The sequence below is a fragment of the Planctomycetota bacterium genome (assembly GCA_038746835.1).
Classification (GTDB): domain Bacteria; phylum Planctomycetota; class Phycisphaerae; order Tepidisphaerales; family Tepidisphaeraceae; genus JBCDKH01.
In genome coordinates, this window is record JBCDKH010000089.1 from 1 (window position 1) to 13550 (window position 13550).

Consider the following 13550-nt stretch of genomic DNA (forward strand, 5'->3'; position numbering starts at 1 on the left):
CCGCTTCTGCATCACCTCCATCGACTCGGGGTTGGCCCACAGGTCGACGTAGCGCTGGCGATAGCGAAGCTCCGGATCGGCCAGGCCCTTGTGCTTGTCGGGCGGGACGACGAGCGACTTGCTGGCCATGCTGACGCTGGTCGCCCAGACGGTCGGCTGGCCGGTCTTGGTCAGGCCGATCGGGCCCTCGGCGACGATCTGGTCGCCCAGGTCGAGGTTCTGCCGGACGAGCCAGCCATTGTCGTCGAGGCGATTCTTCTGCAGGCCGATTTGCAGGTCGCCCGTGGCGTCTCGAATCGTAAGAAAGGAGAGCTTGCCCATGTCGCGCTTGAGCACGACGCGTCCCGCGACCTTCACGACGTCACCCTCGCCCTCTTGTGGCGGCTGCGGTGCGTCGGCGACGGGCGTGATGCCCGTGGTCCGCCGGCCGTAGATGTCGAGCCCGGCGTCGACGAGCGTCTGACGCTTTTTGCGGCGTTCCTGCTCGTACTCGCTGGCGGAGAGCTCGGGCGTCTCGGTGGCGTCGGCCATGGAACGGGTCGGGTCAAGCGCGTGGCCACGAAGGGCCGATAACAAGGAGGTGTCCAGTCGAACGGAGTCGACGGCCGGGACTGTAGCGGCCGACGCTGCGCCGGCACGCGCGCGGGTCGTCACCACTGCGGACCACACTGCCGACGAGCGCTTCCGCCGACTCCGCAAGTACCGATCTGTCGCGATGCCCCCTGCCGTTGCCAAGCCGAGCTTTGCCAGGCGCTTCGCCGGCTGGGTCATCGGCCTGCCGGGGCAGTCGCTGTTCGCCACGGCCATCCTGCTCTTCGCGCTCGGCAGCCGAACCGCCAGCGGCGAGGCCACGGTCAACGGTGCCCTCGTCGAGACGCGCCACTACCGCGTCCACAGCGACCTGCCCGAAGACGTCGTCCGCGAAATGGCGGCCGAGCTGGAGTGGTGCTACCAGCGGTATGCGACGCGGCTCAGCAGCCTGACGCCGAGGCAGAACTCCGATCGCGATCTGCACGAGGTGCGACTGTTTGCGGACCATGCCAGCTACGTGCGTCACGCCGGCGCGACCAACAGCGGCGGGCTCTACGACTCGCGGCGTCGCCTGCTGCTGGCCTTCCTGGGCGATCGCGGGCGGGCGGGACTCAAGAAAACCCTGCGGCACGAGGCGTTCCACCAGTACGCGTACGAGGCCCTCGGCCCGGGTCTGCCGCTGTGGGTGAACGAGGGGCTGGCCCAGCTTTTCGAGCACGGGGCCCGCGTGGACGATCATCTGCTGCTGGGCGAGCTGCCCGAGGTGCCGCTGGCGATCGTGCAGCGGGCGATGCACGAAGATCGCCTGTTCGACTTCGAGCGGCTCCTGCGGATGAACCAGCGCGAGTGGTTCAGCCTAATGGACGACCGTGAGACCGGCAGCGTGCTCTACGCCCAGACGTGGGCGATGGTGCACTTTCTGGTGTACGCGGCCGATTCGGAGGGTCGGCCGCTGTATCGCGACCGGTTCAACGCGTTCCTCGGCCTCGTCGCCGATGGTCGGCCGGCGATGCCGGCGTTTCGCGATCAGTTCGGCTCGAACCTGCCCGGGTTCCGGAGCCGATTCGAGGCGTGGCTCGTGCAGTGTCGCCCGACGCCCGTCGCGCGCGAACTGGACCGGCACGACGTGCTGGCCCGCATGCTGGGACAGCTGGCGGAGCGCGGCGTGCGGTTCGACCGCATCGGCGACTTCCGCGACCACGCCGTCCGCCACGCGCTTCGGCTGCACCGCGAGGAGGACGGCATCGAGCGCGTCAGCGACCCGGACGTCGAGATCTACTTCAGCGACTCCCGCGGCCGGCCTTTGGGCGTGGATCGGCTTCGTTTCGACCTCGACGTCGCCGGCGAGCTGCCGCAGCTGGTAACGCGTCCCGGCGACGGCTACGTCTATCGCACCCGCTTCCACCGCGACCCATCCCGCGGCGGCCGCATCTTCCACGAGACGTTCATCCACGCGCGGTGACGCCCACAGTCATCCTGAGCGAGCACAGCGAGTCGAAGGACCTCGCCTGACGAACTCGCGAGCGCTGCGTTTCACTGCGAGGTCCCTCGGCTGCGCTCGGGATGACGGAGAGGGTCGACGGTCACGTAGAATCCGCCCGTGGCGACGGCGTACCTCGGACTCGGCTCCAACCTCGGCGATCGGGCGGCCGCCCTGCTGACGGCGGTGTCGCATCTGACCCAAACGCCCGGCATCGAGCTTCGGCAGCTCAGCAGTATTTATGAGTCCGCCGCCGTCGACTCGCCGGCGGACGCGGGGTCTTTTTACAACATGGTGATCGAGGTCGAGACGTCGCAGTCGCCGCGTGAGCTGCTGCGGACGTGCCTGTCGATCGAAGACCGCATGGGACGATTTCGCCCCGCCGGCATCGCGAATGCGGCGCGGGTGATCGACATCGATGTCGTGGCGATCGGTGACGAAGTCATCGCCGAGCCTGACCTCCTCGTGCCACACCGTTTGATGCACGAGAGGCACTTCGTACTGGCACCGCTCGTCGAGATCGCTCCGGATTGGCGGCATCCCGAGCTGCGTCAGACGTCTACCGAACTACTTCTAGCAGCGGAGTCTTCGCCACAGATCGTCCGAGCATCGCCGATCCTTGAGGAAGCGCCGGAGACATCATGAAAGTGCTGCGGACCAAGTCGGACCTCCGCAAAGCTCGGGAAGAAGTACGGGAACGCGGAGCGTCAGTCGGTTTCGTCCCCACGATGGGCGCGCTCCACGTGGGGCATCTGTCGCTCGTCGAGCGGGCGAAGGAGGCGGCCGACGTGGTGGCGGCGAGCGTCTTCGTCAACCCGACGCAGTTCGACGATCCGGCCGACCTGGCTCGGTATCCGCGGACGGAGGCGGAAGACCTGGAGCAGCTCGAAGCGGCCGGCGTCGACTGGGCTTTGCTGCCGGATGCGGCGGAGGTGTATCCGGCGGATCAGCCAGACGTCCAGGTGGCGGTGCCGGCGTTGGCCGGGCGGTTGGAGGGTGCGCATCGGCCGGGGCATTTCGACGGCGTCTGCCGGGTCGTGCTGAAGCTGTTCAACCTCGTCCAGCCGGACGTCGCGGTCTTCGGCGCGAAGGACTTCCAGCAGCTCCGCATCATCGAGGCGATGGTCGACGGGCTCGACCTGCCCATCCGAATCATCCGCGGCCCGACCGTCCGGGAACCCGACGGGCTAGCGATGAGCAGCCGCAATCGACGCCTTTCCGCCGAAGATCGAGTCAAGGCGGTCGCCCTGTCCCGTGCCCTGCTGTCGGCCGAGGGTTCGCCGCGAGAGGTGGAGGCGTCGGTTCGCGTGCAGCTCGGGTCGGCCGGGCTCGACGTCGAGTACGCGGAGGTCGTTGATGAGCGGACGCTCGAACCGGCGACCGCTTTGCCGGCGAGGTTGCTCGCGGCGGTTCGAGTTGGTGGGGTCCGTCTGATCGACAACGTGCCGCTCGTCCGGCCGTAGGGTTCGGGTGCGTGTGGCGTGAACTCTTCACCATTCCAGTGCTCGGGCTGCCGGTGTACGGCTACGGGCTGATGCTCGTGCTGGGCGTCTGGATAGGCGCAGAGGTCGCCAAGCACATCGCCAACAGGCTCGGCCTGAACGGCGATCACTTCGTCACGATGTGCATCGTCGCGTTGGTCTCGGGCGTCGTCGGTGCTCGGCTGAGCCACGTGCTTGAGAACCTGGACGTCTACACCGATTCGAGCCGCTCTGTCGGCGAGAACCTGAGGGCCGCGGTCAACATCACGTCGGGCGGGCTGACCTTCTACGGCGGGTTCATCTTCGCGACGGGCGTCATCCTGATCTATACGAGAATCAAGGGCATTCCGATGCTGCGTGGCATCGACGTCATCGCACCGTGCCTCATGTTGGGCTTGATGTTCGGCCGGGTCGGCTGCCTGCTGAACGGCTGTTGCTGGGGCCAGATCTGCGACCGCGAGGCCGTGCCTTGGGCGATCACGTTCCCTTACGGCAGCCCGCCGTTCGAGGAGCACTATCAGGACGGCGACCTCGACGAAGGCAGCATTCCGGCCGAGCTGTTCCGGACCGTCCCGAACGAAAACGGCATGCTCGTTCAGACGTTGATCGACCCGAAGGACGTTGCCAAGGACGAGCGGCTTTCGGAACTGGCGGCAGAGACGCGGTCACTGCCGGTGCACCCGACGCAGCTCTACAGCAGCCTCAATGGCTTCTTGCTTTTCGGTCTGTCCTTGGCGTACCTGACGCTTCTGCCCGCGCCTGGACGCGTGGCGGCGCTGGTGCTGATGAGCTACGCGCCGGCCCGATTCACGATTGAACTGCTCCGCGTCAACACGCCCCTGGCGGGCGATTTGACCTACTCGATGTGGGTCTCGATTTTCGTCTTCACCGCGGGGCTGGTGCTGTTCTTCGCAGCGGGACGAATCGCGGCCAGGACGGAGTCGATCAGCCCAGCCGCATCGTCGACGACGAGTTCCTGACCCGCCACGGCGATCGGAACGTCGGCCGGCCAGAGCGGGCGAAGCTTCGTCCAGTCCTTGCCCGTCACGACCGCCGACCCGCCGGTGGGAACCGATACGGTGATTCGAGCGACATCGGCCACAGAGAACGGGTGGTGGTCGGGGAATCGAAGCTCGTCGGTGATGTCGATGCCGATCGCGCGCACGTCGGCGGCGAAGGCATGCGGGTTGCCGATGCCGCTCGCGACGACGACCGGACCGCTGGCGTCGAGAGTCATGCGAAAGTGCGAGCGGTAGATCGGCCCATCGAAGTGACGCCGAACGAGTGCCTCGGCAGCGTCGGCGTCGCCGCGATTGCAGCGTGTCAGGAGGACCGCATCGGCACGAGCGATGCTGGCGAACGGCTCTCGCAGGTAACCCCTCGGCAGCACGTGCCCGAAGCCGTCGGGGCAGGTCGTGTCGACGAGCACGAGGTTGAACTCGCGACCGGCCCGCCGATGCTGAAAGCCGTCGTCCAAGAGGAAAACCGACACGTCTGGTCGTTCAGCGACGACGGCTGCGGCACCGGCGACGCGGTCGGGGTTGACGTGGATCGGCACGTCGTCGCCGAGGAGCTCGGCGAGCAGTTGCTCTTCGTCGGCGGTCTCGCCCGGGCGACTGCCATAGCCGCGGGTCAGCACGGCCGGGCGTTCGTCGTGGTGCATCAGCACGCTAGCGAGCCACGCGACGGTCGGCGTCTTGCCCGTCCCACCGGCGGTGACGTTGCCGATCGAGACCGTCGGCCTCGGCAGTTTTGTCGCTGGGCGGCGATCGAACCCTCGGTTGCGCCACCCGACGGCTGCCGCGTAGGGAATCGATGCCAGGTGCAACGCGCCGCGTGCGAGTCGACTCGCGAACGTCGTCGATTGCCCGGTGATGACGCGCCGATGCCAGGCTTCCAGATGGCTCACGGTGGGCACGCGTGTGGACACTAGCTCGGCGCGATCCTGTGGTCGGCGGGCGAGAAGACGATGTCGTCTCCAGGAATCGCGCGGATGTCGAGTCGCTCGACCCAGTCGCTCGGCGTGAGCTGGTCGCGTTCCTCGGCAATGCCCGTCCAGAAGCCGCAGAGCCCGCGAACCCGCCCCGCCGACCAGCCGACCTCGCGAAGGTGCGCGACTCGGGTGTCGCCGTGGCGTTTGGAGAGCTTTCGCCCGTCAGGACCGACCACGAGCGGCACGTGCAGATGCCGAATCGCTGGAGCAGTCGGCCAGATGAGCGTTCGGAGGTACGCCTGCCTCGCCGAGCTCAGTCGCAGGTCGGTACCTCGGACGATGTCGGTGATCTGGGCGTCTTGATCGTCGATGGCCGACGTCCACTGATACGCCGGCGCTCCGCCGACACGTCGGACTACAAATGCCCCAGCGTGGCCGATGGGAACGGAATCGGCCGTGCCGGACATCGTCACAACATCGACGGATGCCGGCACTTGCATTCGCAGGCAGGCATCGGCCACGCGTTCGAGATTCGCCTCGGAACAGTGCCCGTCATAGATCACCGATCCGTCTTGTGCGCGCTTCGGCTGTCGCGCTTCAAGTTGAGACCGGGTGCATGAACAGGCGAACATGCAACGCTCGACGCGAGTGCTTCTGAGCATCTCTCGATAACGATCGAGTCGCGTGCTCGGCAGGGGAAGTTCCTCGTCCCAATCGAGTCCGAGCCACTCGAGGTCTTGTCTGGCTTGATCGACCGCGGACTGACGAACGCGAGGTCCGTCCAGGTCATCGAACCGCAACAGCACCTTCCAACCAGCTCTGCGAGCAAGTGCCCAATTGATGAGGAACGTCCTCGCGTTACCAAGGTGCAGAGCACCGGTCGGCGATGGTGCGATCCGCGTGATCACGACACAGATTACGCATCGGTCGATGGCGTTCGTTGTGTCGTTGGGGGAGACCGGAGAAATAAAACCTGTCTCAATACGAGGCTTAAGTTGTTTTTTGAACCGGCCGATGCCTAGTCTGCCCATCCGGGCGGGTGGCTTTTCGTCCGGAGGATGCAATTCTCCGGTAGCACCCGATTCCCTTCAACGCATCCCGCCCCACAACCACACACCATGCCCCGAGGCCGACCCAAGTCCCAGCCGAGCATTGCTGATCTTCAGGCAATGATCAAAGCCCGTCGCGCAGAGCGCAACAAGCTCGTTGCCGAGCGAAAGAAGCTCGAGACCAAGCTCGTCAAGATCGATCGCCAGATTGCAGCCTTCGACGGCTCCAATGGCAGCACCAGCGTCGGCGGCTCGCGTCCGCGAAACGACAAGCCGCTGCCGGATGTCATCCACGAAGTGCTCAAGAAGAACGGCAAGGCCATGAAGGTCGGCGCCATTGCCGACGGCGTCGAGGCGGCCGGCTACCTGAGCAGCTCCGCGAACTTCAAGGGCATCGTCAACCAGGCCCTCATCAAGGACAAGCGGTTCAAGCAAGAGAGCCGCGGCATGTACAAGGTCGGCCGATAGAGCCGGCTTTGCGCACTGCTTAGTACTGCGGTCCGTCGCCGAAAGTCTGGTTCCAGCGGTTGATTCCGCCTGCCACGCTCTTCACATCCGCGACGCCGCGGGCTCTGAGCCGCCTTGCAAAATCCAACGAGCGGACGCCCGCTCTGCAATAGACGATCGTTCGTCGGTCTTCGCGACCGGCGAACGCGTCTTCGTAGAGCGTCTCAAACTGCGGCAGCGGCACCAGTCGGGACGGCTCGATGCTCGTCAGTGCACGCTCGTCCGCCCCACGACAGTCGATCAGGTCGAAGTCCGCGCCGGCTTTGAGCAACTCGTCGAGTTGCTGAACGCTGATTTCCCAGTCGGCATCGTGCGGGTCGTGCATGGCGTCATGATTCGCATGCCCAATCGCTCTAGCGTGAGGCCTTGGGCGCGTTTGTCGAAAACCTCGTCGAGTCGGTCGAAGACGCCGCCAAAGCGACCGCCGATGCGCAGCGGGATCGGCCGGTTGCCAGCGACCTCATCAAAGCCCTCGCCGGCAAGCGGAACATCCTGATCACCGGCCATCGGAATCCCGATCCGGACGCACTGGGCGCCTCAGCCGCCCTGCAGCATTTGCTGAGCGAGCGTCTGCCAGATCTGCCCCGCAGCGGTGGTCGGCCGCAACTGGTCGTGTCGCACACCGGCATCACGCCCGGCGGTGTGAATGCGCCGTTTGTCGAGAACGCTCCGTTGAATCTGGCCCCTTGGGACGACGCCCGCCTGAGCGAAAGCGACGGTGCTGATGCGTACGACGCAGTTATTCTGGTCGATGCGCAGCCGTCGTTTCCCGGCTCGCCGTTGCCCAGCGGCGTCGTGCCGACCGCAATCGTGGATCACCACAGTGCCCGCGGCCGACGGCCGAGTGCGCCGTTTGTCGACATTCGGCCGGACGTCGGTGCGACGACCAGCATCGTCTTCAGCTACATGATGGAGCTCGACGTCGACCCGGACCCGGCACTGGCGGCGATGATGTTGCACGCGATCGAGACCGACCTCGCCGGTGCGGCCGGCCAGCCGGACGGGCTGGACAACGCGGCGTTGGCTGCGCTGACGGTTCGGGCCGACACGCGGCAGCTGTATCGCATGCGGCACGTCGAACTGCCGCAGCACTACTTCGTCGGCTACGCCGATGCGCTGGCGGACGCCCGTCTGTACGGCCGGGTGCTGGTGTCGAACCTCGGCAAGATCCGCTACACGGAAAAGCCTGCGGTGATTGCGGACTTTCTGCTCCGTTTCGCAGGCGCCGACTATGCGGTGGTGACGGCGCTGTTCGGCGATGACGGCGACGGGCATCCGGAGCGGCTCGTCCTGAGCGTGCGTGCCGGCCGGCTCGATCTCTCGGCCGGCGAAATGCTTCGGCGTGCGATGGCCGACTTCGGCGAGGGTGGTGGGCACCGAACCAAAGCCGGCGGCTTTGTGCTGTTTGACAACGGCTCGCAGACGGAGATCGAGCGCGTGCGCCTGCAGCTGCGTCGACGGATTCTGGAATCGCTCCGGATCGATCCTGCGGTTCGCGGGAAGCGACTGTTGGAGTTGCAGGAGGATTGAGGGTTGGAGTTGGCTTCTGCGGACGAGGCTCGCTTCGCTCACCGCTAAGCGGGCTCATGGGCTGCAACGATCATCGTCTCGCTACTGAGTGGATGCGTTCCGCTTCGGTGCCGTCTGCGTTACGGTCACCCCATGCCTCGCGAACACCGGATCCTCCGACTGATTGCTGTGATCGTGACGACGGTGTTCGTCACGATGGTCGTTCTGAACATGTTGCAAGCGCGGTCGGCCAACGCGCAGTTGCCGGCGTTGGCTGGTGGGGAAGGCGTCTACCTGATGCCCGGACAAATGGCTTCCAACGTCTGGGGCGTCTACGTGCTCGACACCGACACGGGATCGTTGCTGGCGTACCGGTACGACGCGGGGGGAAATCGGCTGTTGCTGCTCGCGGCGCGGGATATTGGGGCCGATCGTGGGCTGAGGGACTTCAACACACTGCCCTCGCCTGCCGAGATTGAACGGCAACTCGACCTGGAGCGGACGATGCGGGAGCGCCTGCGCCGTGGCGAAAGCGCCGTGGAGGAAGCCGCCCGGGACGCGAACGACTGATCGGGCGTGGCTGGCCCATAATGTCGTGTTGCGGCCGAGGGGGCCAGAGAAGCTTTGACACGTCCGGTCGGTTCTGCGACGATGCCGAGCCCGCCCGGGCCGGTCCAGGCCCAACTGATTTGCCGGCGTCGCCTCCTGCACGTCGGCCTCCAACCAGCCCGTCCCAGCCAGTCGCATCATGGCCAAAGCGTTCTACACCCAGGAAGAAGCACTCGAAGCGCTCGCCACCGACGACGATGGCATCAAAGATCTCGTCGAGAGCGGCCGCCTCACCGAGTACCGCGACGGCAACAGCCTGATGTACAAGGGCAGCCAGATCGAAAAGCTCCAGGGCGAAGGCGCCGGCGGACTCGCCCCGGCGGACTCCGGCGGACCGATCGGACTGGCCGACAGCGCCGGCGGCATCAGCCTCGACGACTCCATGGGCGGCTCGGTCGCGGCCAGCATCTCCGATGACAGCGGGATCGGCGACGCCAACGCCTCGATGGGCGAGAGCGGCATCGACCTTGCCGACACCGGCTTGCCAGCCGAGTCGACAGCCGGCGAGTCACGCGTCCCCGGCAGCAGCGGCGCCCCGCTCGTCAGCGACGACACCGGCGAGTTCAGTCTCTCCGACACCGCGATGAGCAGCGACATGGGCGGCACCGCGGCCGGGGCGTCGCAGAGCGGCATCACCATCTTCGAAGACGACGACGTCGACCCGTCCGCTCAGACCGACATGGGCGGCACCGGCGATCAGATCGCGCTCGAAGGCATCGGCAGCGGCTCGGGCCTGCTCGACCTCACGCAGGAGGCCGACGACACCAGCTTCGGGGCCGAGACATTCGATGAGATCATGCCCGAGTCGAGCGTCGCCGGCGGCACGGCCGTCGGAGCGAGCGCGATCGACACCGGCGCGGCTCCGGCCGGCACGCGTCCGGCCGGCGTGGCGTACGAGGTCAACGACCCGCAGGCCCCGATCTTCGGCGGACTCGCCGGCGGCGCGGCGGCCGTGGTGCTCGTCGGCATCGTCGCCCTGGCCCTGTCAGCCGTGAACGGCGATCCCGGATTCCTGTCATTCCTCTTCACTGAGACTGGCGAAGTCGCTGTCGGTGCGACGGGCGGTCTGCTCGTCGGCCTGCCCATCGTCGGCCTCATCATCGGACTCGTCGGCGGAAAGATGGCCAACAACGCCTGACTCTGGACTCGGCCCAGCCTTCGCCGGCGAACCGCCAGGCACTGCTGTGCGCTACACCTCCTCATGGCACGCAACGCCGGAATCGTCGCTCGTCTCGGACTCGGCCTGATCGCGGGTGCGACGCTCCTCGGCTGCGACCGCCGCGTCGAGCCTGACCTGCCGGCAACGCGGTACGAGCTCCTCGACTCGGCCGACGTGCCTGACTTCCTGCAGGGCACTGTCCTGGAACAGGTCGTCGTCTTCGGCACTGAGCCGCAGGTCATCAGTGGATTTGGCCTCGTCGTCAACCTCGACAACACCGGTCGCGATGACGGCATCCCGACGCGTGTCCGCGAGCGCATCCTCCTCGATGCCGCACGACTGGGCGTCTCCATGCCGCGGACGGACGGCACGCTGGGCGAGGTCTCGCCGTCGGGCATCCTGGCCGACCCGCGGACAACGGTCGTCCGCGTCGACGGCGTCGTGCCGCCCGGCTCCAAGCCCGACAGCCGCATCGATGTCGCCGTCAGTGCCCTGGACACGAACACGTCGCCGAGCCTGGCCCGGGGAGAGCTTTGGCTCACCGAGCTCTACCGCGGCGGCGTGTCGGCGGGCAATCCGGGCGAACAGGTGAACCGCGTCGGTGTCGCACGCGGGCCCCTGATGCTGAATCCGTCGGCCGCGCTGCTCGATCCGCGGTCGGCCGGCGAAGTCGCAACGGCCAGGGGAGACCTTCGCAACGCCATCATTCCCGATGGCGGCCGGAGCGACCTGGATCGCCCGATCAGCCTCCGCATGCGTCGGCCTGACCCGCGTTTGGTCCGGCTGATCGAGGACCGCATCAACTTCCACTTCGGCCGCGTCGGCGGTGTCGCCAAGGCACGCGATGAGGCCATCATCGAGCTGCGTCTGCCGACCAGCGGGCCGTACGCGTCGAGTGCCCCCGACGCGTGGCGCAACTTCGTCGGCGTCGCGACGCACCTCTACCTCCGCGGCGGAAACACGGCCTTTGCCGTCAACAAGGCGCGCCAGCTCGAAGAGGCCGCCCGTGCAGCCGACGGCGACGGTGAGATTCTGCGGCACGTCACGCTCGCGTGGCAAGGCCTGGGGGCCGACGCCCTGCCGGTGGTCGCGCCGCTCATTGCCGACGACGATCCGCACGTCCGTTTCCACGCTGCCCGCGCCGCGGCCGCGCTGCAGCAGCGTGCGGCGCTCGAAGTCCTCGGCCAGATCGCCGGTGACGCGAACGATCCGTACAACGTCGCCGCCGCCGAGTCGCTGGGCGACTTCGCCCCGACCGTCGCCGCCAGGCGTCTGGCCCGCGACCTGCTGAGCGAGTCGCGCAGTGGCAACGATCAGGTTCGCATCGCCGCGTACGAGTCGCTTCTGAAGCTCGGCTTCTCGCAGACCGGCATCGTCGAAAAGTTCGTCGGCCAGCGATTCGTCCTGCACCTCACGCCCGGCGACGGCCAGCCGATCGTCTACGCCAAGCGCACCGGCCGGCCGACGATTGCGGTGATCGGTGCCCTGCGTCCGATGGCGGAGGTCCCGCGGATTCGGCCCGACACGCTGATGACGGCCTTCGGCGATCGCGTGAGCCTCGTCCGTCAGGAGAACGATGACGCCGTCACGCTGTTCCAGCGCGACATCATCGCCGGCGATTCCGACGCCCGGCCGGAGGGCTTTTCGCAGGTCGTCAGCCTGCCGGACCTGCGCGAAATCCTGCTGCGTCTCGGCGGAGAGTCCCGACCCGGCGAACGGCCGCTGCGACTGAGCTACGGCGATGTCGTCGCGATCCTGACGGGTCTGGGCGAGGCAGGCGACATCGTCGCCGGACCCGGACAAGGCCAGCCCGTGCTCGTTCGGCTCGAACCGCGCGAGGTGATCGACAGCGATCAGGACGTCGTACCGCTCGTTCCCGGCCTGACCCGAAACCCGGCCGAGATTTCCGCCAGCGTCGATGACGTTACCGTGCCCGCTCCGTGAGCGATTTCGCCGGCCAAGCCAGTTCCAAGCTCCGCCTGCGTCGTCTGACGCTCGAAGGTTTCAAGAGCTTTGCCGACAAGACCGTCTTCGACTTCGATCGCCCCGTCACCGCGATCGTCGGGCCCAACGGCTGCGGCAAGAGCAACGTCGTCGACGCCGTCAAATGGGTCCTCGGCGAGCAGTCCGCCAAGACCCTTCGCGGCGGCGTCATGGCCGACGTGCTGTTCAACGGCACCGATGACCGCCCCGCCGCCGAGTCGGCCGAGGTCACCCTGCTCTTCGACAACCCCGCCGACGCCGACGGGCAACGTCCGCTGGCGATCGATCGCGACGAGGTCACTGTCGGCCGCGTTCTGTTGCGCGACGGCACGAGTCACTACCTGCTGGCCGGGCGTCGTTGCCGGCTCAAGGACATTCGCGACGCCTTCGTCGACACGGGCGTCGGGCAGGCGAGCTACTGCGTCATCGAACAGGGCCGCGTCGCGCGGATGCTGGAGGCCGACCCGGCCGAGCGGCGTCTGCTGTTCGAGGAGGCGGCTGGCGTTGGGCGGTTCCGCGAGCAGCGCAAGGAGGCCGATCGTCGGCTCGACAAGTCGCTGGTCAACCTCGCCCGGCTCGACGACGTCACGGCCGAGATCGATCGCCAAGTCCGCGGTGCCCGCAACGCCGCGACGCGTGCCAGGACATACCGCGAGTTGACGAGCCGCCAATCCGAAATCGTCCTCCGTCTCGCCCGCCACCGCTATCGACGTCTCGCCACCGAAGCCGAGGCGGCCTTGGACGCCCGGAACGAAGCCGTGGAGTCCCTCGCCGCAGCGGAAGAACAACTCACCGCAAGCTCCACCGAACAAACCGCCCTCCGCACCGCCTTCGACGACGCCGAAGCCGCCCGGCGATCGCTGGAGCTCGACCGTGTCCGCGCCGAAGCCGCTCGCCGCGAGGCCGAGCAGCGACTGACCTTCGCCCGCGAACGCCTGATCGACGCCGAGCGACGCCTGGCCGACGCACACGCCGAGCGTGACCGTCTCGCCATCGACGCGGCCGGCGAGACGAGCGCCGATGGTGACGCCGCCCCGCCGGTCGATGCCAAGCTCGAAGCCGACCACGCCTCCGCCGCCGCACGTCTTGCAGACCGCGAGGCCGACGCGAAGTCCTCCCGCGCCGACGCCGAACGCGCGGCGACCGCCGTCCGCGAGCTTGTCCTGCAGCGTGACACGCTCGCCTCGACCGTCGCCCGGCTGACGGCCACGCTCGAAGCCCGATCCGCCGCCGACGCGTCGCGTGCGTCGCGACTCACCGAGGCCGAGACCGAACTGGATGACGCACAGAAAGCTTCGGCCGACGCGAG

The 13550-nt window shown here is 67.3% G+C and carries 13 protein-coding genes and 1 pseudogene; 10 read left to right on the forward strand and 4 right to left on the reverse strand.

Annotated elements, in window-relative coordinates; translation table 11 throughout:
- A partial coding sequence (locus AAGI46_09980; GenBank protein MEM1012533.1) for an OB-fold nucleic acid binding domain-containing protein occupies positions 1-531 on the reverse strand: 531 nt, incomplete at its 3' end.
- Positions 532-715: 184 nt separating this feature from the next.
- On the opposite strand from AAGI46_09980, the gene AAGI46_09985 reads away from it, so the two are divergent.
- The 4 genes and pseudogenes from AAGI46_09985 to AAGI46_10000 all read left to right on the forward strand — a co-directional run bounded on the left by AAGI46_09985 (position 716) and on the right by AAGI46_10000 (position 4343).
- Positions 716-1993 carry a DUF1570 domain-containing protein gene (locus tag AAGI46_09985; GenBank protein ID MEM1012534.1) on the forward strand — a complete coding sequence of 426 codons (1278 nt, stop codon included), beginning with the start codon at positions 716-718 and terminating at the stop codon, positions 1991-1993.
- A 138-nt stretch (positions 1994-2131) separates the two neighbouring features.
- Positions 2132-2656 carry a 2-amino-4-hydroxy-6-hydroxymethyldihydropteridine diphosphokinase gene (folK, locus tag AAGI46_09990; protein MEM1012535.1) on the forward strand — a complete coding sequence of 175 codons (525 nt, stop codon included), beginning with the start codon at positions 2132-2134 and terminating at the stop codon, positions 2654-2656.
- Positions 2653-3474 carry a pantoate--beta-alanine ligase gene (gene panC, locus AAGI46_09995; protein ID MEM1012536.1) on the forward strand — a complete coding sequence of 274 codons (822 nt, stop codon included), beginning with the start codon at positions 2653-2655 and terminating at the stop codon, positions 3472-3474. Before folK ends, panC begins: the two co-directional genes overlap by 4 nt.
- Before the next feature lie 71 nt (positions 3475-3545).
- Positions 3546-4343: pseudogene (locus AAGI46_10000) on the forward strand (prolipoprotein diacylglyceryl transferase family protein).
- Positions 4344-4348: 5 nt separating this feature from the next.
- On the opposite strand, the gene lpxK reads toward AAGI46_10000, so the two are convergent.
- Positions 4349-5410, reverse strand: a complete 1062-nt coding sequence (lpxK, locus tag AAGI46_10005; GenBank protein MEM1012537.1) for a tetraacyldisaccharide 4'-kinase — start codon at positions 5408-5410, stop codon at positions 4349-4351.
- 11 nt (positions 5411-5421) lie between these two features.
- Positions 5422-6456, reverse strand: a complete 1035-nt coding sequence (locus AAGI46_10010) for a glutamate--tRNA ligase family protein (protein ID MEM1012538.1) — start codon at positions 6454-6456, stop codon at positions 5422-5424.
- A 138-nt stretch (positions 6457-6594) separates the two neighbouring features.
- Here AAGI46_10010 and AAGI46_10015 point away from each other — a divergent pair, with 138 nt between their 5' ends.
- The gene (locus AAGI46_10015; GenBank protein ID MEM1012539.1) at positions 6595-6942 is read left to right on the forward strand and encodes a hypothetical protein; all 348 of its coding nucleotides are present in this window, start codon (positions 6595-6597) and stop codon (positions 6940-6942) included.
- 19 nt (positions 6943-6961) lie between these two features.
- Here AAGI46_10015 and AAGI46_10020 read toward each other — a convergent pair whose 3' ends face one another.
- Positions 6962-7306: a rhodanese-like domain-containing protein gene (locus AAGI46_10020; protein MEM1012540.1), complete on the reverse strand. Its 345-nt coding sequence runs from the start codon at positions 7304-7306 to the stop codon at positions 6962-6964.
- 41 nt (positions 7307-7347) lie between these two features.
- Here AAGI46_10020 and AAGI46_10025 point away from each other — a divergent pair, with 41 nt between their 5' ends.
- The 5 genes from AAGI46_10025 to AAGI46_10045 form a co-directional block, all read left to right on the forward strand.
- Entirely contained in the window at positions 7348-8511 is a 1164-nt protein-coding gene (locus tag AAGI46_10025; protein ID MEM1012541.1) for a DHH family phosphoesterase, read from the forward strand.
- 132 nt (positions 8512-8643) lie between these two features.
- Positions 8644-9060, forward strand: a complete 417-nt coding sequence (locus AAGI46_10030) for a hypothetical protein (protein MEM1012542.1) — start codon at positions 8644-8646, stop codon at positions 9058-9060.
- Positions 9061-9238: 178 nt separating this feature from the next.
- On the forward strand, positions 9239-10237 hold the full coding sequence (locus AAGI46_10035; GenBank protein ID MEM1012543.1) for a hypothetical protein: 999 nt from the start codon (positions 9239-9241) through the stop codon (positions 10235-10237).
- 63 nt (positions 10238-10300) lie between these two features.
- The gene (locus AAGI46_10040; GenBank protein ID MEM1012544.1) at positions 10301-12202 is read left to right on the forward strand and encodes a flagellar basal body P-ring protein FlgI; all 1902 of its coding nucleotides are present in this window, start codon (positions 10301-10303) and stop codon (positions 12200-12202) included.
- Positions 12199-13550: AAA family ATPase (locus tag AAGI46_10045; protein ID MEM1012545.1), on the forward strand; the 1352-nt coding region annotated here is incomplete at its 3' end. The genes AAGI46_10040 and AAGI46_10045, both read left to right, overlap by 4 nt.

Bases quoted from the DNA above. Each gene is read 5' to 3' on its own strand.
- AAGI46_09985 (MEM1012534.1), top strand. From the start codon at position 716: ATGCCCCCTGCCGTTGCCAAGCCGAGCTTTGCCAGGCGCTTCGCCGGC.
- panC (MEM1012536.1), top strand. From the start codon at position 2,653: ATGAAAGTGCTGCGGACCAAGTCGGACCTCCGCAAAGCTCGGGAAGAA.
- AAGI46_10010 (MEM1012538.1), bottom strand. From the start codon at position 6,456: ATGGGCAGACTAGGCATCGGCCGGTTCAAAAAACAACTTAAGCCTCGT.
- AAGI46_10015 (MEM1012539.1), top strand. From the start codon at position 6,595: ATGATCAAAGCCCGTCGCGCAGAGCGCAACAAGCTCGTTGCCGAGCGA.
- AAGI46_10020 (MEM1012540.1), bottom strand. From the start codon at position 7,306: ATGCACGACCCGCACGATGCCGACTGGGAAATCAGCGTTCAGCAACTC.
- AAGI46_10030 (MEM1012542.1), top strand. From the start codon at position 8,644: ATGCCTCGCGAACACCGGATCCTCCGACTGATTGCTGTGATCGTGACG.
- AAGI46_10035 (MEM1012543.1), top strand. From the start codon at position 9,239: ATGGCCAAAGCGTTCTACACCCAGGAAGAAGCACTCGAAGCGCTCGCC.
- AAGI46_10040 (MEM1012544.1), top strand. From the start codon at position 10,301: ATGGCACGCAACGCCGGAATCGTCGCTCGTCTCGGACTCGGCCTGATC.